Source organism: Streptomyces sp. NPDC050439, from assembly GCF_040655335.1.
GTDB lineage: Bacteria > Actinomycetota > Actinomycetes > Streptomycetales > Streptomycetaceae > Streptomyces.
On sequence record NZ_JBFAJT010000004.1, the window covers coordinates 123,135 to 141,118 of the forward strand.

Below are 17,984 nucleotides of genomic sequence, written 5' to 3' on the forward strand. Positions count from 1 at the left end.
GGTCGACGTCGGCCTCCGCCCCACGCGGCGCCCCACCCCGGAGCTAGGCCAGCCCGGAGCTAGGCCAGCACGGCCCGCAGCTGATCAAGCCCCCAGTCCAGGTCCTCCTTGCTGATCACCAGTGGGGGCGCGATCCGGATGGTGGACCCGTGGGTGTCCTTGACCAGCACACCCCGGTCCATTAGCTTCTGGGAGATCTCACGGCCCGTGCCGTGCGAGGGCTCGATGTCGACGCCCGCCCACAGCCCGCGGCCCCGCACCTGCGTCACCGCCCCCGTACCGGCGAGGAGCCCGAGCTCGGCGTGCAGATGCTCGCCGAGCTCGGTGGCCCGCTGCTGGTATTCGCCCGAGCCGAGCATCGCCACGACCTCCAGCGCCACCGCGCACGCCAGGGGATTGCCGCCGAACGTCGACCCGTGCTCGCCCGGCTTGAACACCCCGAGCACATCCGCGTCCGCCACCACCGCGGACACCGGCACCACGCCCCCGCCGAGCGCCTTGCCCAGGATGTACACGTCCGGCACCACGCCCTCGTGCTCGCACGCGAACGTCCTGCCCGTCCTGCCGAGCCCCGACTGGATCTCGTCCGCCATGAAGAGGACGTTCCGCTCCCGCGTCAACTCCCGTACGCCCGCCAGATACCCGGCCGGCGGCACAAGCACCCCGGCCTCTCCCTGGATCGGCTCCAGGAGCACGGCCACGGTGTTCTCCGTGACCGCGGCCCGCAGCGCGGTCAGATCGCCGTACGGCACGATCTCGAAACCCGGTGTGTACGGACCGAAGTCCGCCCGCGCCTCCTGGTCCGTCGAGAAGCTGACGATGGTCGTGGTCCGCCCGTGGAAGTTGTCGCGCGCGACGACGATCTTCGCCCGCCCGTCGGGCACGCCCTTGACCTGATACCCCCACTTCCTCGCGGTCTTCACGGCCGTCTCCACGGCCTCCGCCCCGGTGTTCATCGGCAGCACCATCTCCTTGCCGCACAGCTCCGTGAGCCGTGTGCAGAAGTCGGCGAACCGGTCGTGGTGGAAGGCCCGCGAGGTGAGCGTCACCCGCTCCAGCTGCGCCTTGGCCGCGTCGATCAGGCGGCGGTTGCCGTGCCCGAAATTCAGCGCCGAGTACCCGGCCAGCATGTCGAGATAGCGGCGCCCCTCGACGTCCGTCATCCAGGCACCCTCCGCCGTCGCGACCACGATCGGCAGCGGGTGATAGTTGTGCGCGCTGTGCGCTTCGGCCGAGGTGATGAACTTTTCGGTAGTCGACACGGGGTCTCCGTTCGTCCTGCGGCGTGGGGCGGGTGTGGCGCCCAATTCCTATCGTCGCTCGGATCGTGCACGAAGAAACCTGCCGACCCGGCGCGCCCGATACGCTGGCCCTGACAGCACGGCGACTGGCGCACGGGGAACAGACCCCGAGGAAGCCGTGCGAGGCCAGACCTTCGAGGTGCCGACCGCCTGGGCACCCCGGGACCACGACCGGACACACACCGCTCGCCCCGGAGGACGCCATGACTCACACTCCTTCCCTCAGCCACCCCGCGCTCGCCGCGCAGGACCCCGAACTCTTTGCACTCGTCGACGCCGAGGAGCAGCTCCAGGCCGACACCCTGCGCCTGATCCCCAGCGAGAACTACGTCTCCACCGCCGTTCTCGAAGCCTCCGGCACGGTCCTGCAGAACAAGTACAGCGAGGGCTACCCGGGCCGCCGCTACTACGAGGGCCAGCAGAACATCGACCCGGTCGAGCGCCTCGCCGTCTCCCGGGCCAAGGCCGTCTTCGGCGTCGAGCACGCCAACGTCCAGCCCTACTCCGGCTCCCCGGCCAACCTCGCCGTCTATCTCGCCTTCGCCGAGCCCGGCGACACCGTGATGGGCATGGCCCTCCCCATGGGCGGCCACCTCACCCACGGCTGGGGCGTCTCCGCCACGGGCAAGTGGTTCCGCGGCGTCCAGTACGGCGTCCGCCACGACACCGGCCTCATCGACTTCGACGAGGTGCGCGACCTCGCCCTCAAGGAACGCCCGAAGCTGATCTTCTGCGGTGGCACCGCCCTCCCTCGCACCATCGACTTCGCCGCCTTCGCCGAGATCGCCCGCGAGTCGGGAGCCGTCCTCGTCGCCGACATCGCGCATATCGCCGGCCTGATCGCCGGCGGCGCCCACCCCTCACCGGTGCCGCACGCCGACGTGATCTCCACGACCACTCACAAGACCCTGCGCGGCCCGCGCGGCGCGATGCTGATGTCCCGCGAGGAGCACGCCAAGGCCATCGACAAGGCGGTCTTCCCCGGCCTGCAGGGCGGCCCGCACAACCAGACCACCGCGGCCATCGCCGTCGCCCTGCACGAGGCATCGCAACCCTCCTTCCGCGACTACGCCCACGCGGTCGTCGCCAACGCCCGGGCCCTCGCCGAAGCGCTCCTCGCCCGCGGCTTCGACCTGGTCTCCGGCGGCACCGACAACCACCTGATCCTGATGGACCTCACCCCCAAGGAAGTCCCCGGCAAGGTCGCCGCCAAGGCCCTCGACCGGGCCGGGATCGTCGTCAACCACAACACGGTGCCGTACGACCCGCGGAAGCCGTTCGACCCCTCCGGCGTCCGCATCGGCACCCCTTCCCTCACCTCCCGCGGTCTCGGTACCGAGCACATGCCGACCGTCGCCGACTGGATCGACCGGGGCGTCGCCGCGGCCCGTGCCGGTGACGAGGACGCCCTGACGAAGATCCGTTCCGAGGTCGCCGACCTGATGTCCGCCCACCCGGCCCCGGGCCTGCCGGCCCACTGACCCGCCGGGCCGCACAGCCGCCCCGGACAGTTGCTCTGGACCGCCCCTGGCCGGCCGGCTCACCGGCCGGGGGCGGCCGCAGCCCTCACAGTCACAGGTCCCTCAACTCCTGCCGCGGGCCGCCCTCATGAGGCCGCCGCCCGCGCAGCGAGGCAAGGAGGGGACGGCGCCCGGCGAGCGGTCCCCGCAGCAGCAGCGCCCCCGCGGCCCCCGCCGCGGCGCCCGGTATCGCCCACCACCAGTCCGTGCCGCCGTCACCCGGCGAGACATCGGTCCCGCCACTCGCGGCAGCCTGCCCGGCTCCGGCTCCGGCTCCGTCTTCGGCTTTCGAGGAGGACGTCGGCGGTGGGGTCGAGTCCGACCCCGGCCCTATCGCCTGGTTGCCCTTGTCCGTCGGCGGACCCAGAACCCCGAGCTTCTTGAACAGCGCCGTCAGGTGGGCCGGGTCCTTCGCCTTGTGCCAGACGCCCTTCATGGACTCGACGTCCGTCGTGGTGTGGATCCACACCGCATCGGCACCCTTGCCGTCCCCGCCTTCCTTGCCGTCCCCGCCGTCCTTGGCTCCGGACACCACCGGATAAGCCCGGTCCACCCGCCACGGCCGCACGTCGTGGACCATCCACGTCACGTTGATCTGATGGCTGCCGTCGCCCATGGCCAGCCCTGGTGGCTGCTCGCGCTGTCCCTTGCCTATGTCGGCCCCGAGGTGGCCGAGACCGGCCTCCAGCTCCTCGTACTCCTTGTCGCTGACGTAGAGCGCCGTGCTCTCCCCGCTCCCCGGTGAGACCACGAGGACACTCGTCGAGCCGCCCGCCACCGCCTGCGGCGCTCCCGCCACCACCAGCGCCAGTGCGGCCGCGAACCCCGCCACCGACCCGCACACTGCCCTTGCTGTCCGCACCCTTCGCACCCGCATGTCGATCCCCCAATCGATCTCCGGCACGACCGTCCGCACCGCCTCACTTCTGGTACACCGCCCGAGCCCTGCGGGTTCCCTATTCGCCCGGCCGGATCGAGACCGATTTCCCGATCTCCAGGGCCCGCTCCCTGGACGCCACGCCCTCAAGGCGCAACGTGAGCTTCGGTCCGTGCGTCCACAGGAGCGTCGGACCCGCCGTGCGTTCGGAGCGCGTCCACCGGTCGCCGTCGTCCTCCACCATCCAGAACGTGAGTCGATGCGGGCGCGGGAACCACATCCCCGTCTCACGGCCGACCTCGACCCACTCGGGATACTCCGTCACCCTCTTGCTGAAACTCGGGTCGAGCCGTGCCCCGAACTCATCGAGCCGTATCGTCCGCCCCCCGTCGCGCCAGCACAGGGTGACCACGACGCGCGCGCCCGGCTCCCGCGTCACCGCCACGGCGTCCGGCGCACCCAGCGCGTCCGGCACCGCGGGCACGAACCCAGCCCGCCGCTCGGCCTCGGCCAGACTGACCCCGGCACCGCAACCCGGCACGCCCGCCTCGGTCGGCGGAGTCGCCGACGGGTCATACCGCACCTCGACCCCGCCGAAGTCGAACCATTCGAAGACCGCGGCCCGCACCGGCGGCGCGAGCACCGCCGCCGTCAGGAGCCCGCACAGCGCCGCCGTAAGGACTCGCCAGCGCGCCCGCAGCCACGACCGCAGCCGGGAGACGAGCCCAGCCGGCTCGGCGACCGGCGCCGGCACCGACTCCGCGATGATCTGCGCGATGACCCGCTCGGCCATCGTCTCGCCGGAAACCCCCGGCGGATCGAGGGACCGGCCGAGCGCCCGCAGCTCCTCGGGAAGCCGACGGGCACCGCTGCCACCGGCCCGCTCGGCGCGACCGCCGTCGCCACCGCCGCCCCGCCTGTCCTGATCGTCGTCCCGCTCACTCATGCCCGTCACCTCCTTCCGGCCCCTGCGGCATGGTCCGCTCCAGCTTCCGCAGCGCGCGGTTCAGCCGGGATTTGACCGTGCCCCGCGGCCACCCCAGCGCCTCGGCCGTCTCCGTCTCGTCCATCTCCAGGAGATATCGGTACGTGACGACCAGGCGGTGCTCCTCGCTCAGCCGGTCGAGCGCGGTGAGCAGAGCCGCCCGGCGCTCGTCCCGCAGCGCCGCCACCGCCGGGTCCGCCGATTCCGGTATCAGCGGCTCCGCCTCCGCGAGCGCCGCCTCACGTCCGACGAGCGACCGCTGCCGGACCGCCGAACGCACTGTGTTCCTCGTCTCATTGGCGACGATCGCGAGCAGCCACGGCTTGAACGCCGAACCGTCCCTGAACCGCCCCAAGGAGCAGTACGCCTTGAAAAAGGCCTGCTGCACCACGTCTTCCGCGTCCGCTCCCGCCCCGAGTGCCACGGCCGCCCTGAGCGCGACGCCGGTAAAGGCGCGCACCAGTTCCGCGTACGCCTCCGCCTCCCCGGCGCGTACACGCGCGATCACCGCACCCTCGTCGACGACGCGGCCCCCCTCCAGGACCTCCCCCTGTGCCCTCACACTCTTGATACACCGGCCGGACGAGATCGGTTCCGCATTCGTGAGGGCCGCATTCGTGAAGGCCGGAACCGGGCAGGTGGGACACGGCCGCGGGACAAGATCGCGGCACACCCGTCACATGGCTGTTTCCGAGCAATGAGAGACACCTGAGAGAATGGCTCCATGGCCCTTGATCGTCCTCGCGTGCTCTCCGGAATCCAGCCCACCGCAGGCTCGTTCCACCTCGGCAACTACCTTGGCGCGGTCCGCCAGTGGGTGGCGCTGCAAGAGTCCCACGACGCGTTCTACATGGTGGTGGACCTGCACGCGATCACGATTCCGCAGGACCCGGCCGAGCTCCGTGCCAACACCCGGCTCGCCGCGGCCCAGCTCCTGGCCGCCGGTCTCGACCCGGAGCGCTGCACGCTCTTCGTCCAGAGCCACGTCCCCGAGCACGCCCAGCTCGGCTGGATCATGAACTGCCTCACGGGCTTCGGCGAGGCGTCGCGCATGACGCAGTTCAAGGACAAGGCGGCCAAGCAGGGCGCCGACCGCGCCTCCGTGGGCCTCTTCACGTACCCGGTGCTCCAGGTCGCGGACATCCTGCTCTACCAGGCCAACCAGGTCCCGGTCGGTGAGGACCAGCGCCAGCACATCGAGCTGACCCGCGACCTCGCGGAGCGTTTCAACGGCCGCTTCGGCGAGACGTTCACCGTCCCGGCGGCGTACATCCTCAAGGAGACGGCGAAGATCTTCGACCTTCAGGACCCGTCGATCAAGATGAGCAAGTCGGCGTCCACCCCGAAGGGCCTGATCAACCTCCTCGACGAGCCCAAGGCCACCGCGAAGAAGGTCAAGAGCGCGGTCACCGACACCGACACGGTCGTGCGGTACGACACCGCGAACAAGCCGGGTGTCAGCAACCTCCTCACCATCTACTCGACGCTCACCGGCACCGGTATCCCGGAACTGGAGCAGAAGTACGCCGGCAAGGGCTACGGTGCGCTGAAGACTGACCTCGCCGACGTCATGGTCGACTTCGTGACGCCCTTCCGGGACCGTACCCAGGCCTACCTGGACGACCCGGAGACGCTCGACTCGATCCTGGCCAAGGGTGCGGAGAAGGCGCGTGCCGTCGCCGCGGAGACCCTCGCCCAGGCGTACGACAAGGTGGGCCTCCTGCCCGCCAAGCACTGAGCCACGCACCCCCCTGCACCACGCCGAACACAACAGCGCCCTCTGCCCGCCACCCGACCGACAGGAGTACGACGTGGGGACCGTAACGATCGGTGTGTCGATCGCGGTCCCGGAGCCTCACGGCAGCCTGCTCCAGGAGCGGCGCGCGGGCTTCGGGGACCCCGCGGCACACGGCATCCCCACCCACGTCACGCTGCTGCCGCCGACCCTGGTGGACGCCGCGGCGCTGCCCGCCGTGGAGGCGCACCTGGGGGCCGTCGCGGCCGCCGGGCGCCCCTTCCCGATGCGGCTCTCCGGGACGGGCACGTTCCGGCCGCTGTCGCCCGTCGTCTTCGTCCAGGTGGTGGCGGGCGGGTCGGCCTGTGGCTGGCTCCAGGAGCGGGTGCGGGACGCGTCCGGGCCCATCGCGCGCGAGCTGCAGTTCCCGTACCACCCGCACGTCACGGTGGCGCACGGCATCTCCGAAGAGGCCATGGACCGGGCGTACGCGGAGCTTTCCGAGTACGAGGCCGAGTGGCCCTGCACCGGCTTCGCGCTCTACGAGCAGGGCGCGGACGGTGTGTGGCGCAAGCTGCGCGAGTTCGCCTTCGGCGGTGGCGGCCCGGTCGTGCCGCCGCAGGCGGCGGCCCCGGCGGCGCACGGCGCGCTGCCCACCCGCTGACCGGCGCCCCCGTAGAGCCTCATACGGAAATCGGCCTCACACCGGAAGCCGTCGGAACACCGTCCGCGGCACGTGCCGCAGCGCCGACATGACCACCCGCAGCGCGCCGGGCACCCACACCGTCTCCGAGCGCCGCCGCAGGCCCGTCTCGATGGCCTCGGCGACCGCCTCCGGAGTGGTCGCCATGGGGGCCTCCTCCAGGCCGGCCGTCATCTTGGAGCGCACGAAGCCGGGGCGGACCACCATCACGTGCACCCCCGTGCCGTGCAGCGCGTCGCCCAGGCCCTGGGCGAAGGCGTCGAGGCCCGCCTTGCTCGACCCGTAGATGAAGTTCGAGCGGCGGGCACGTTCGCCCGCGACCGAGGAGAGCACCACCAGGGAGCCGTGCCCCTGGGCCTGCAGCGACCGTGCGCACACCAGGCCGGCCGAGACCGCCCCGGTGTAGTTCGTCTGCGCGACCCGCACCGCGGACAGCGGCTCGTCCTCGTCTCGCGCCTGGTCACCGAGGATGCCGAAGGCCAGCAGGACCATGTCGATGTCGCCCTCGGCGAAGATCTTCCCGAGGGTGGCCTCGTGGGACTCGGAGTCGAGCGCGTCGAAGGCGACGGTGCGGACGTCCGCACCCATGTCACGCAGGCCTTCGGCGGCCTTCTCCAGGCCCGGGGACGGCCGCCCGGCCAGCCACACGGTACGGGTGCGCCGCGCGACCAGACGGCGGGCCGTGGCGAGGCCGATCTCGGAGGTGCCGCCGAGTACGAGCAGGGACTGGGGGGTGCCGAAGGCGTCCTTCATGGGACCAACTCCTGGAGTTGCTAGAGGGCGAGGCGGCGCGAGAGGTCCGAGCGGAACACGCCGCGCGGGTCGAGGTCGGCCCGCAGCGCGCGGAAGTCGTCGAGCCGCGGATACATCGCGGCGAGCATCTCCGGCCGCAGGCGGGAGTCCTTGGCCAGGTAGACGCGGCCGTCGACGGAAGCGACCTCCTCGTCGAGGTCGTCGAGGAACGCGCCGAGACCCGGCAGGCCCGCCGGGATGTCCAGGGCGAGGGTCCAGCCGGGCATCGGGAAGGAGAGCCAGCCCGGATCGCCCTCTCCGAAGCGCTTCAGTACGGCGAGGAAGGACGGGCAGCCGCGCTCCGAGATGCGTCGCACGATGCGCCGCAGGGCCTCTTCCTTGCCGTACCCGACGACGAATTGGTACTGCACGAAACCACCGCGGCCGTACACGCGGTTCCAGTGCGGGACGCCGTCCAGAGGGTGGAAGAACGTCGACATCTTCTGGAGTTCGCCCACCCGGGAGCGGGGCGCCTTGCGGTACCAGAGCTCATTGAAGAGGCCCACCGACCTGCGGCCGAGCAGCCCGTCGGGCAGGAAGCGCGGGGCGGAGGGCAATTGCCCGGGGCGGAACGTGAGCGGGGCTCTACGCGCGCGTGGCGGGAGGGCGTCCAGGGGAGCGTGATCGCCGCGCGTGAGCACCGAGCGGCCCATCGACGCCCCGCGCGCGAGGAGGTCGATCCACGCCACGGAGTACCGATAGCGGTGGTCGGTGGCGGTGAGGCGGGCCATCAAGTCGTCCAGGTCGGTGGCACGCTCCGTGTCCACCGTCATCAACGAGGTCTCGACCGGCTGCAGTTGCAGCGTCGCGGCGAGGATCACGCCCGTCAGGCCCATGCCGCCCGCCGTCGCGTCGAACAAGGGAGTGCCGCGTTCGACGGCCTGCACGGTGCCGTCGGCGGTGAGCAGTTCGACGGCCATCACGTGGCGCGAGAACGACCCGGAACCGTGGTGGTTCTTGCCGTGGATGTCCGTGCCGATCGCGCCGCCCACGGTCACATAGCGCGTCCCCGGAGTGACGGGCACGAACCAGCCGAGCGGGAGCAGGACTTCCATCAGGTGGTGCAGGGAGACCCCGGCGTCGCACAGGACGGTGCCCGCGTCCGCGTCGATGGCGTGGATACGGTCCATGCCGGTCATGTCGAGTACCGCGCCGCCCGCGTTCTGCGCGGCGTCCCCGTACGCCCGCCCAAGGCCTCTGGCGATGCCTCCGCGCTCCCCGCACGCCTGGAGGGCCGCCACGGCCTCCTCGGGCGAACGGGGGCGGATCAGACGGGCGGTGGACGGGGCGGTGCGCCCCCAGCCCGACACGGACACGTACGGCGCCAGGGGTGCGGCCTCGGGCGCCGTCGCGGTCGCGGGGTCGGCGGGCGGAGCGGAGTCGGCAGGCATACGCGTGACCGTATCGTCCGAGCAAGGGCAGTTTGCCCACATTCGTCAGAGCTCTCACCGAAATGGGTGATTGATGGAGTGTCGTCGTATATTGCCGTAAATATTGAGAGGTCGCCTAGAAGAGTCGGGAGGTCAGGTCCTTGAAGTCCCCGGAGAAGGAGGCCACATGCACGACATGGACCACCGGCTGCTGTCGGCCCTGCGCGACTGCGGCTCCGACGCGCGCGTGGCCGCCGCCGCACGGGCCCTGTCCTGGACCGGCGAGCACGGCGCCCTCTGGCTCGTCGCGGGGCTCGCGGGCGCCGCGGTCGACCGCGAACGGCGCGACGTGTGGCTGCGCGCCACGGCACTGACCGCCGCCGCACACCTGGCCAGCATGGGCGTCAAACGCGTCGTACGGCGTCCGCGTCCCGGCGGCGACAGGGGCGTACAACCCCTCGTGAGGACCGCGGGACGGCACTCCTTCCCCAGTTCGCACGCCACTTCGGCCGCCGCGGCCACCGTCGCGTTCGGTGGGCTGAGCCCCCTGGGCGCCCGCGTCGTCCCGCCCCTCGCCGCCGCGATGTGTGTCTCGCGGATGATCGTCGGCGTCCACTACCCGAGCGACGTGGCGGCCGGAGCGGCACTCGGCGCCCTCACCGCGCGCGTGGGCTCCGCCTGGATGAACGGGAGCCGCGCGCATGGCTGACCGCACCGCCCTGCTCGAACGCCCCCAGCCGCCGCAGCCGACCGGCACCGGCACCCTCGCCCTGCCGCTCGGCCTCCTGAAGACCGCGCGCCCCCGCCAGTGGGTGAAGAACGTCCTGGTCGTCGCGGCCCCCGCCGCCGCGGGCGAGCTCTTCTCGCGCCACTCGCTGATCCAACTCGTCTTGGTGTTCGTCCTGTTCACGGCCGCCGCGTCCGCCGTCTACCTCATCAACGACGCGCGTGACGCCGAGGCCGACCGCGCCCACCCCACCAAGTGCCGCAGACCGGTCGCCGCCGGGCAGGTACCGGTGACGGTCGCGTACACGGTCGGCGGGCTGCTCGCCGTGCTCGCACCGGTGGCCGCCGCCGTGCTCTGCACACCCCTGACCGCGGCCCTGCTCGGCGCCTACGTAGTGATGCAACTGGCCTACTGCGTCAGCCTCAAGCACATCCTGGTCGTCGATCTCGCCGTCGTCACCACCGGCTTCCTGATGCGGGCGATGATCGGGGGGCTGGCCCTCGACATCCCGCTCTCGCGCTGGTTCTTGATCACCACGGGCTTCGGCGCCCTCTTCATGGTCTCCGCCAAGCGCTACTCCGAAGCCGTGCAGATGTCAGGAAAAGCAGGCGCCACGCGCGCGTTGCTCACCGAATACACCACCGGCTACCTCCGCTTCGTCTGGCAGCTCGCCGCCGGGGTCGCCGTCCTCGCGTACTGCCTGTGGGCCATGGAGAGCGGCGGTACCGCGAACGGCCTGCTGCCCTGGCGGCAGCTGTCGATGGCCGCCTTCGTCCTCGCAGTCCTGCGCTACGCCGTCTTCGCCGACCGGGGCACGGCGGGCGAGCCCGAGGACGTCGTCCTGCGCGACCGTGCGCTGGCCGTCATCGGCCTGGTGTGGATCGCGATGTACGGCCTCGCGGTCGCCGACTGGTGAGCGCCCTCAGGGAGCGGCTACGGGCCATGGGCCCCGAACTGCTCGGCTTCGCCACCGCCGGGATCTGCGCGTACGCCGTCGACCTCGGCCTCTTCGTCTGGCTGCGCGGTCCCGCCGGCCTCGACCCGCTCACCGCCAAGGCGCTGTCCTTCGTGGCCGGCTGCACGGTCGCCTACGCGGGCAACGCGCTCGGCACCTACCGGCGGCGCGAGGCGGCGGGCGTCTCGCGCCTGCGCCAGTACGGCGTCTTCTTCGCCGTCAACATCGCAGGCGCCCTGGTGCAGCTGCTCTGCATCGCGGTGTCCCACTACGGCCTCGGCCTCACCTCACAGCGCGCGGACACCATCTCCGGAGCGGGTGTGGGCATGGCACTCGCCACGGTCCTGCGTTTCTGGGGTACCCGGACCTTGGTCTTCCGCACAACGGGCAGGGAGGCATCATGGACTGGCTGAAAAAGCTCCCCGGCATCGGGCCCCTGGTGGAGCGTCTGATGCGCACGCACGCGTGGAGCGCGTACGAGCGGCTCGACAGCGTGCACTGGACGCGCCTCGCGGCGGCGATGACCTTCATCAGCTTCCTCGCGCTCTTCCCGCTGATCACCGTCGCCGCGGCGGTCGCCGCCGCGACGCTCTCCAAGAATCAGCAGGACAAGCTCGAGGACAGCATCTCCAAACAGGTCCCCGGCATCGCCGACCAGCTGAACCTGGACGCCCTGGTCGCCAACGCGGGCACCGTCGGCCTCGTCGCAGGCGCCCTGCTGCTCTTCACCGGCATCGGCTGGGTCGGATCGATGAGGGAGTGCCTGCGGGCCGTCTGGGAGCTGGACGACGACGACGAGAACCCCGTGATGCGCAAGGTCAAGGACGCCGGGGTGCTCGTCGGTCTCGGCGGCGCCGGCCTCGCGTCCCTCGTCGCCTCGACCCTCGCGTCGAGCGCCGTCGGCTGGAGCGCCGACCTCCTCGGGGTCTCCGAGGACGGCTGGGGCGGCCTGCTGCTGCAGGTGATCGCGTTCGCCATCGCCGTCCTCGCGGACTTCCTGCTGCTGCTCTACGTCCTGACGCTGCTGCCGGACGTACAACCGCCGCGCCGCCACCTCATCACCGCCGGGCTGATCGGCGCGGCCGGATTCGAGCTGCTCAAGCTGCTGCTCGGCGGCTACATCAAGGGCGTCGCCGCGAAGAGCATGTACGGCGCCTTCGGAGTGCCCGTCGCGCTGCTCCTGTGGATCAACTTCACCGCGAAACTCCTGCTGTTCTGCGCCGCCTGGACGGCGACGCGGAAGCAGGCACGTACAGAAGAAGAACAGGAAAAGCCCGGCGAGGTCAGCGGCGGCTCTTCGGCAGCGGCAGCCGGCGGCTGATCACGAACCACCCGGCGGCGATCAGCGCGAGGACACCGGCCGCGATCCCGAGCGCGACGCCCGCGCCGCCGCCCGACTCCTTGTCGGAGGCGTGCGCCACGTTCTTGGACGAGTCCGACCCGCCCTTGCCCGCGCCGGGAGCCCCCTTGCCGCTGCCCGTACCGGCACTCTTCGGAGCGACCAGTTCGCCCACCGGCTCGACCTTGCCGGACGCCTTGAAGCCCCAGTCCAGGAGCCGCTCGGTCTCCTTGTAGACCGCGTGCTGCTCACCGGAGTCGGGGTTCATGACGGTCACGAGCAGCACCTTGCCGTCGCGCTCGGCGACCCCGGTGAAGGTGTTGCCCGCGTTCGTGGTGCTGCCGTTCTTGACGCCCGCGATGCCCTTGTAGGGGTCGAGACCGTAGTCCCCCGTGAGGAGCCGGTTGGTGTTCTGGATCTCGAAGGACTCGCGCTTCTTCTTGCCCTTGTCCTTGCCCTTCTTGACCTTCTTGGTCTCCCCGGGGAACTTGGCGGTGGCCGTCGCGCAGTACTCGCGGAAGTCCTTCTTCTGCAGCCCTGAGCGGGCGAACAGCGTCAGGTCGTACGCGGAGGAGACCTGCCCCTTCTCGTCGTAGCCGTCCGGGCTGACCACGTGCGTGTCGAGGGCCTGCAGCTCCTCGGCGTGCGACTGCATGTCCTTGACGGTCGCGGGCACACCGCCGTTCATCGCCGACAGGACGTGCACCGCGTCGTTGCCCGACCGCAGGAAGACGCCGAGCCACAGGTCGTGGACGGTGTACGTCTCGTTCTCCTTGACGCCGACCATGCTGCTGCCCGCGCCGATGCCCGCCAGGTCAGAGAGCTCGACCTCGTGCTTCTGCGTCTTGGGGAACTTCGGCAGGACCGTGTCCGCGAAGAGCATCTTCAGGGTGCTCGCCGGGGGCAGCCGCCAGTGCGAGTTGTGCGAGGCGAGGACCTCGCCCGTCTCGGCGTCCGACACCATCCAGGAGCGCGCCGACAGGTCCTTGGGGAGGACGGGAGCGCCCGCCTTCAGGCTCACCTGGGTGCCCGGCTCGCCGAGCCTGGCGCCCCCGACCGTCGACATGGAAGCGGGCGGCTTGGGCTTCTTCTCGCCTCCCGGCTTGTCGTCCGCCCACGCGGGAGCCGTGGTCGACATGGTGAGCAATGCGGCGGAAGTGACCAACAAGGCGGTCTTTTTTACGGCAGGCACGGACGAGAACGTACAGGGCGCCCCTGTGGACGTCTCCGCCGAGGTGGCCTGTGTCACGTGCGGCTGGGGCGGCCCTGACTCCCCACCCCGGCGGCGGTGCGGAAGGGAGGCTCGCGATACTGAACGCATGAAGCTCAGCCGCCCGGTCTCCTGGTTCCTGCTCGCCTTCGGTGTGTGGAGCTGGTTCATCTGGATCACTTTCGTCAAGAACCTGTGGAAGGACGGCAGTGGGCTCGCCTTCGATGACGCAGGCGACCCGACCGCGTACTTCTGGGTGCACCTGACGCTCGCCGTCGCCTCCTTTGTCTTGGGGACGGTGGTAGGGGCCATCGGGTTGCGCGGAGTCCGTGCTCTGCGCCGTACGTCATAGCTTTCGGTTCAGCTGATCGCTACAGCTGACCGGTCACTTCGGGCACTGCTGAGGGGCGCACCACCGTGGTCATCCTGTTCGTGCTGGTCGGCATCGCCGCGCTCGCGGCCCTCGCCGCGATGCAGTGGTACGCCTGGCGACGTCTGGTGCGGGACACCACGTCCGGGCCGGGGCTCGCCCGGCGCGCGGGCGCCGTGGTCTTCGTGGCGGGGCCGCTGCTGATGTTCGCGGCGGTCGCGAGTGAACGGGCCGGGGCGCCGTTCTGGCTGCAGAAGGTGCTGGCCTGGCCCGGCTTCATGTGGATGGCGCTGTCGATCTACCTGGTGCTCGCACTTCTGGTCGGTGAGCTCGTACGGCCCTTCTTCTTGCGGCGGCGTACGAAGCCGACCTCTACGGAGGGCCGGTCCACGGAGGACCCGTCTACGGAGGAGGCCGCCCAGCCGGAGGGCGACGCCGACCCCGCCCCCGCTCCTGCCCCCGCCCCCGCTCCGGAGCGAGCGGCGCCGACCGCGCCCTCGCGCCGCCTCTTCGTCTCCCGCATCGTCGGCGGGACCGCCGCGGCCGTCGCCGTCGGAACGGTCGGTTACGGCACCTACGGTGTCCTGAGCGGCCCCCGCGTGAAGCGCGTCACCGTGCCGCTGGCCAAGCTGCCGCGCGCGGCGCACGGGTTCCGTATCGCGGTGGTCAGCGACATCCACCTGGGGCCGATTCTCGGACGCGGCTTCACGCAGCGCGTGGTGGACACCATCAACGGAACGCAGCCCGACCTCATCGCGGTCGTCGGTGACCTGGTCGACGGCAGCGTCGAGGACCTCGGTCCCGCCGCCGCACCGCTCGCGCAGCTGCGGGCGCGGCACGGGGCGTACTTCGTGACCGGCAACCACGAGTACTTCTCGGGAGCCGAGCAGTGGGTCGACCACGTACGCGAACTCGGCCTGCGGCCCCTGGAGAACGCCCGCACCGAACTGCCCGGCTTCGACCTCGCGGGCGTGGACGACATCGCGGGCGAGAGCGAGGGGCACGGGCCCGACTTCGCCAAGGCGCTGGGCGACCGGGACCGTTCGCGGGCCTCCGTGCTCCTCGCCCATCAGCCGGTCGTCATCCACGACGCCGTCAAGCACGGCGTCGACCTCCAGCTCTCCGGGCACACCCACGGCGGACAGCTCTGGCCAGGCAATTTCATCGCCGACCTGGCGAATCCGACCCTCGCGGGACTGGAGCGTTACGGCGACACGCAGTTGTACGTGACGCGTGGCGCGGGCGCGTGGGGTCCGCCGGTGCGCGTAGGGGCGCCGTCCGACATCACGGTCGTCGAACTGGCCTCCCGCCAGGCGTAATCGCGCATTGGTTCGATGCAGGACAAACCTGGCCGGATAAAGCCGGGCCATAGGGTGACGGTGTGACACCGGGCACTACCTCTGCGCAGCATTAAGTGTCGGAAGTGTGTGCAGTTCTTGGTGCTTTGGTGTGCCATAGGGGGAACATTGTTGCGACGACAGGCTTTCCGGCTGCCTCCGCATCCGGCATCCGTATCGCTCGCCCGGCTCCGCGTCCATGATCATCTCGCCGCCTGGGGGCACAAGGAGGAGAGCGCGGCGCTGCACGACGCCGTGCTCCTCGTGTCGGAGCTCGTGACGAACGCGGTGTGCCACGGCCTGGTCCACGACCGGGAGTTCGAGGTCGCCGTCACGGTGCTCGCAGACGGGGACTGCTTCATAGAAGTGTCCGACGAGAGCCCGACCAGACCGGAGCTGCGGGAGGCGGGGCCCCTGGAGGAGGGCGGCCGCGGACTGCGCCTGCTCGACGCGCTGGCCGAGGCGTGGGGCGTCTGGCAGCGGGGGCGGCACGGGAAGACGGTGTGGGCGCTGGTAAGGGCCTGAGACGCCCCCTGAGGGCCCTTGCGCCCCCCTCTGAGCCGCGGCCCCACCCTGCCCGCACTCCTCAACCGCCCGCACTTCTCAACCGCAGGCCCGCCTCAACCGCCCGTCCGCGCAGGCAACGTGACCGTCACCGTGAGCCCCGCCCCCGGCGCCGTCTCCACCCCCACCTCGCCGCCGTGCGCCGCGACGACCCCCTGCACGATCGCCATCCCCAGCCCGCTGCCCGCGCCACCGCCCGCGCGAAAGAACCGGTCGAACACGCGCGCCGCGTCCGCCTCCGCGAGGCCGGGCCCCCGGTCGGCCACCCGCAGCCGCACCACCCCGTCCTGCCGCTCCACGCCCAGCGTGACCGGCGCGTCGACGGGCGTGTGGACACGTACGTTGGCAAGGAGATTGCCGAGCACCTGGCGCATCCCCGACTCGTCCGCGCGGATCAGTACCGCCCCTTCGGCGCAGACCGTGAGCGGACGCTTCGGCTCCTGCACCCGTAGATCGTCGGCGGCGTCCCGTACGAGACGGCTCAAGTCGACGTTCGTGAGGCGCAGTTCCGGCTGCTGGTCGAGGCGGGCCAGGGTGAGCAGCTCGTCGACGAGGTGTCCCATCCGGTCGGTCTCGGCGAGGACGCGGCTCCACGCGCGCGTGCGTTCCGCCGGGTCACGGAGCATTCCCTTGTCGTACAGCTGCAAGTAGCCGCGGATCGCCGACAAGGGCGTACGCAGCTCGTGCGAGGCATCGGCCACGAAACGGCGCAGCTGTGCCGAGCTGCGCTCACGGGTCTCGAAGGCGGACTCCACCTGGTGGAGCATGGAGTTGAGGGCCAGGCGCAGCTGTTCGGTCTCCATCACCGGAGCGCGGCTCGACGGGACGCGCCGGGTGAGGTCGCCCTCGGCGATGGCGGACGCGGTCTCGACCATGTCCTCCAGAGGCCGCAGCCGGTGATGCGCCGAGATCATCGTGAGGACGGCGAGCAGCCCCAACAGGACCACTCCGAAGGCGGCGTCCAGCTTGAGCGCCTTCCTGATGCCCGATTCCACGTCCTGCGTGTCCGCGGCCATCAGGACCGTCGTGCCGTCGGCGAGCTTCGCGCCCACCATGCGGTGGGCGTCGCCGCCGAGGGTGATGTCCTGCGGCTCGGACCGGCCGGCGACCGCCTCGGCGTCGTCGACGGCGGCTGCCAGGGCGCGCTGGCGCGCGGTCGGGGCGAGTGTGCCGATGGCCACGGGCGCACCGCGCTCGTCCACCGCCACGAACACGGTGTTCCCGCGCGGCAGGGCACTCGCGCGCTCCTTGCCACCGGGGGAGAGCTTGTCGAGAGCGATGCCAAGCTCGCTGAGCCGTTCGATCTCCTTCATGGTGAGCCCGGTGTCCAGGAGCGAGTCGCGCGACTGCGTCAGGTCGGCGTCCACGTTGTCGAGCAGATAGTGGCGCATGCCCATGACGCTCACGCCGGTCGCCACGATGACGCCGAGAGCGAGGAGTGCCACGTTCACCCACGTGAGCTTGGCGCGCAGCGAACTCATGCCGCGGTGCGCACGCCTCATGCGAGGCCGTACCCCACGCCCCGCCGGGTCGTGATCACCGGCGGGCCGAGCGCGTCCAGCTTGCGCCGCAGATAGCTGATGTAGGTCTCCACGACGGTCGATTCGGCGGGGTGCTCGTACTGCCAGACATGGCGCAGGAGCTGCTCCTTGGGCACCACACGCCCGCCGTTGCGCACAAGGAAGCGCAGCAGCGCGTACTCCGTGGGTGTGAGCTGCGCCGTGCGGCCCGCGCGGCGCACCACGTAGGCCGTCTCGTCCAGCTCCAGGTCGCCATAGCGCAGCGGGGGCCGCTGGGGGAGCACGTCGCCCGCCCTGGTGCGGCGCAGGACCGCTCCGATGCGGGCGATGACCTCGTCGATGTTGAACGGCTTGGTGATGTAGTCGTCGCCGAGACCGAGGGCGCCCACGACCTCCGCGGGCGCGTCCCGCGCCGTCACGAAGAGCAGGGCCGTCTCCGGGCACCGGGCCCGCAGTTCCCCGGCCAGGGCGCGTCCGTCGCCGTCCGGCAGCATCACGTCGAGCAGCGCCACGTCGGGCCGCGTGCGCCCGGCGAGGGCGAGGGCCTCGCGCACGGTGCCCGCCACCATCACGTCGAACCGGTGGTAGCGCAGGGCGATGGCGAGCACGTCGGCGATGCTCGGCTCGTCCTCGACGACGAGCACGGTGGCCCCGGCGTCCGCACCGACCGGACCGCCCG

General features: G+C 71.2%; 19 protein-coding genes and 1 riboswitch. Of the genes, 10 read left to right on the forward strand and 9 right to left on the reverse strand.

Annotated features, from left to right (window positions below):
* Positions 1 to 59 precede the first annotated feature (59 nt).
* Positions 60 to 1,262, reverse strand: coding sequence for an ornithine--oxo-acid transaminase (gene rocD / locus AB0I66_RS17900; protein WP_363208816.1), 1,203 nt, complete (start codon positions 1,260 to 1,262; stop codon positions 60 to 62).
* 111 nt (positions 1,263 to 1,373) lie between these two features.
* Positions 1,374 to 1,464: riboswitch (ZMP/ZTP riboswitch) on the forward strand.
* Positions 1,465 to 1,504: 40 nt separating this feature from the next.
* On the opposite strand from rocD, the gene glyA reads away from it, so the two are divergent.
* Positions 1,505 to 2,782 (forward strand): serine hydroxymethyltransferase, encoded by a 1,278-nt coding sequence (gene glyA / locus AB0I66_RS17905; RefSeq protein WP_363208817.1) that lies wholly within the window; start codon positions 1,505 to 1,507, stop codon positions 2,780 to 2,782.
* A 91-nt stretch (positions 2,783 to 2,873) separates the two neighbouring features.
* Here the strand turns inward: glyA and AB0I66_RS17910 are convergent, their stop codons facing one another.
* From AB0I66_RS17910 to AB0I66_RS17920, 3 genes are all read right to left on the reverse strand, one after another.
* A complete protein-coding gene (locus AB0I66_RS17910; RefSeq protein ID WP_363208818.1) occupies positions 2,874 to 3,653 on the reverse strand; it encodes a hypothetical protein in 780 nt (259 codons plus the stop codon).
* Between the two features lie 124 nt (positions 3,654 to 3,777).
* A complete protein-coding gene (locus AB0I66_RS17915; RefSeq protein WP_363208819.1) occupies positions 3,778 to 4,644 on the reverse strand; it encodes a hypothetical protein in 867 nt (288 codons plus the stop codon).
* Positions 4,637 to 5,245 carry a sigma-70 family RNA polymerase sigma factor gene (locus AB0I66_RS17920; protein WP_363208820.1) on the reverse strand — a complete coding sequence of 203 codons (609 nt, stop codon included), beginning with the start codon at positions 5,243 to 5,245 and terminating at the stop codon, positions 4,637 to 4,639. The genes AB0I66_RS17915 and AB0I66_RS17920 overlap by 8 nt, the downstream gene beginning before the upstream one ends.
* 162 nt (positions 5,246 to 5,407) lie before the next feature.
* On the opposite strand from AB0I66_RS17920, the gene trpS reads away from it, so the two are divergent.
* Both trpS and AB0I66_RS17930 read left to right on the forward strand, forming a co-directional pair.
* Positions 5,408 to 6,421, forward strand: a complete 1,014-nt coding sequence (gene trpS, locus AB0I66_RS17925) for a tryptophan--tRNA ligase (protein WP_363208821.1) — start codon at positions 5,408 to 5,410, stop codon at positions 6,419 to 6,421.
* Positions 6,422 to 6,494: 73 nt separating this feature from the next.
* A complete protein-coding gene (locus AB0I66_RS17930) occupies positions 6,495 to 7,082 on the forward strand; it encodes a 2'-5' RNA ligase family protein (protein ID WP_363208822.1) in 588 nt (195 codons plus the stop codon).
* A 36-nt stretch (positions 7,083 to 7,118) separates the two neighbouring features.
* Here AB0I66_RS17930 and AB0I66_RS17935 read toward each other — a convergent pair whose 3' ends face one another.
* Complete coding sequence (locus AB0I66_RS17935; protein ID WP_363208823.1) at positions 7,119 to 7,874, reverse strand: decaprenylphospho-beta-D-erythro-pentofuranosid-2-ulose 2-reductase; 756 nt, start codon at positions 7,872 to 7,874, stop codon at positions 7,119 to 7,121.
* Between the two features lie 20 nt (positions 7,875 to 7,894).
* Positions 7,895 to 9,304 carry an FAD-binding oxidoreductase gene (locus AB0I66_RS17940; protein ID WP_363208824.1) on the reverse strand — a complete coding sequence of 470 codons (1,410 nt, stop codon included), beginning with the start codon at positions 9,302 to 9,304 and terminating at the stop codon, positions 7,895 to 7,897.
* A 166-nt stretch (positions 9,305 to 9,470) separates the two neighbouring features.
* On the opposite strand from AB0I66_RS17940, the gene AB0I66_RS17945 reads away from it, so the two are divergent.
* The 4 genes from AB0I66_RS17945 to AB0I66_RS17960 are packed head-to-tail and all read left to right on the forward strand — an operon-like array spanning position 9,471 to position 12,286.
* Positions 9,471 to 9,992 carry a phosphatase PAP2 family protein gene (locus AB0I66_RS17945; RefSeq protein WP_363208825.1) on the forward strand — a complete coding sequence of 174 codons (522 nt, stop codon included), beginning with the start codon at positions 9,471 to 9,473 and terminating at the stop codon, positions 9,990 to 9,992.
* Positions 9,985 to 10,926, forward strand: coding sequence for a decaprenyl-phosphate phosphoribosyltransferase (locus tag AB0I66_RS17950; protein ID WP_363208826.1), 942 nt, complete (start codon positions 9,985 to 9,987; stop codon positions 10,924 to 10,926). The genes AB0I66_RS17945 and AB0I66_RS17950 overlap by 8 nt, the downstream gene beginning before the upstream one ends.
* Before the next feature lie 26 nt (positions 10,927 to 10,952).
* Positions 10,953 to 11,378 (forward strand): GtrA family protein, encoded by a 426-nt coding sequence (locus AB0I66_RS17955; protein ID WP_363209377.1) that lies wholly within the window; start codon positions 10,953 to 10,955, stop codon positions 11,376 to 11,378.
* Complete coding sequence (locus tag AB0I66_RS17960) at positions 11,366 to 12,286, forward strand: YihY/virulence factor BrkB family protein (RefSeq protein ID WP_363208827.1); 921 nt, start codon at positions 11,366 to 11,368, stop codon at positions 12,284 to 12,286. The genes AB0I66_RS17955 and AB0I66_RS17960 overlap by 13 nt, the downstream gene beginning before the upstream one ends.
* Here AB0I66_RS17960 and AB0I66_RS17965 read toward each other — a convergent pair.
* Entirely contained in the window at positions 12,249 to 13,496 is a 1,248-nt protein-coding gene (locus AB0I66_RS17965; protein ID WP_363208828.1) for a D-alanyl-D-alanine carboxypeptidase, read from the reverse strand. The two genes, AB0I66_RS17960 and AB0I66_RS17965, sit on opposite strands and share 38 nt — an antisense overlap.
* A 127-nt stretch (positions 13,497 to 13,623) precedes the next feature.
* Here AB0I66_RS17965 and AB0I66_RS17970 point away from each other — a divergent pair, with 127 nt between their 5' ends.
* The 3 genes from AB0I66_RS17970 (at position 13,624) to AB0I66_RS17980 (ending at position 15,746) form a co-directional block, all read left to right on the forward strand.
* Positions 13,624 to 13,866: an SCO4848 family membrane protein gene (locus AB0I66_RS17970; protein WP_160506782.1), complete on the forward strand. Its 243-nt coding sequence runs from the start codon at positions 13,624 to 13,626 to the stop codon at positions 13,864 to 13,866.
* A 65-nt stretch (positions 13,867 to 13,931) separates the two neighbouring features.
* Positions 13,932 to 15,203: a metallophosphoesterase gene (locus AB0I66_RS17975; protein WP_363208829.1), complete on the forward strand. Its 1,272-nt coding sequence runs from the start codon at positions 13,932 to 13,934 to the stop codon at positions 15,201 to 15,203.
* A 147-nt stretch (positions 15,204 to 15,350) separates the two neighbouring features.
* On the forward strand, positions 15,351 to 15,746 hold the full coding sequence (locus AB0I66_RS17980) for an ATP-binding protein (protein ID WP_363208830.1): 396 nt from the start codon (positions 15,351 to 15,353) through the stop codon (positions 15,744 to 15,746).
* A gap of 95 nt (positions 15,747 to 15,841) precedes the next feature.
* On the opposite strand, the gene AB0I66_RS17985 is transcribed toward AB0I66_RS17980, so the two are convergent.
* Together AB0I66_RS17985 and AB0I66_RS17990 are read right to left on the reverse strand one after the other, a co-directional pair.
* Positions 15,842 to 17,287: a HAMP domain-containing sensor histidine kinase gene (locus tag AB0I66_RS17985; protein ID WP_363208831.1), complete on the reverse strand. Its 1,446-nt coding sequence runs from the start codon at positions 17,285 to 17,287 to the stop codon at positions 15,842 to 15,844.
* Positions 17,284 to 17,949 carry a response regulator transcription factor gene (locus AB0I66_RS17990; RefSeq protein WP_363209378.1) on the reverse strand — a complete coding sequence of 222 codons (666 nt, stop codon included), beginning with the start codon at positions 17,947 to 17,949 and terminating at the stop codon, positions 17,284 to 17,286. The genes AB0I66_RS17985 and AB0I66_RS17990 overlap by 4 nt, the downstream gene beginning before the upstream one ends.
* Positions 17,950 to 17,984: the final 35 nt, after the last annotated feature.

Coding starts and splice junctions, on each gene's coding strand:
- AB0I66_RS17970 (WP_160506782.1), top strand. CDS start 13,624: ATGAAGCTCAGCCGCCCGGTCTCCTGGTTCCTGCTCGCCTTCGGTGTG.
- AB0I66_RS17935 (WP_363208823.1), bottom strand. CDS start 7,874: ATGAAGGACGCCTTCGGCACCCCCCAGTCCCTGCTCGTACTCGGCGGC.
- AB0I66_RS17940 (WP_363208824.1), bottom strand. CDS start 9,304: ATGCCTGCCGACTCCGCTCCGCCCGCCGACCCCGCGACCGCGACGGCG.
- AB0I66_RS17945 (WP_363208825.1), top strand. CDS start 9,471: ATGCACGACATGGACCACCGGCTGCTGTCGGCCCTGCGCGACTGCGGC.
- AB0I66_RS17955 (WP_363209377.1), top strand. CDS start 10,953: ATGGGCCCCGAACTGCTCGGCTTCGCCACCGCCGGGATCTGCGCGTAC.
- AB0I66_RS17950 (WP_363208826.1), top strand. CDS start 9,985: ATGGCTGACCGCACCGCCCTGCTCGAACGCCCCCAGCCGCCGCAGCCG.
- glyA (WP_363208817.1), top strand. CDS start 1,505: ATGACTCACACTCCTTCCCTCAGCCACCCCGCGCTCGCCGCGCAGGAC.
- AB0I66_RS17915 (WP_363208819.1), bottom strand. CDS start 4,644: ATGAGTGAGCGGGACGACGATCAGGACAGGCGGGGCGGCGGTGGCGAC.
- AB0I66_RS17985 (WP_363208831.1), bottom strand. CDS start 17,287: ATGAGGCGTGCGCACCGCGGCATGAGTTCGCTGCGCGCCAAGCTCACG.
- trpS (WP_363208821.1), top strand. CDS start 5,408: ATGGCCCTTGATCGTCCTCGCGTGCTCTCCGGAATCCAGCCCACCGCA.
- AB0I66_RS17960 (WP_363208827.1), top strand. CDS start 11,366: ATGGACTGGCTGAAAAAGCTCCCCGGCATCGGGCCCCTGGTGGAGCGT.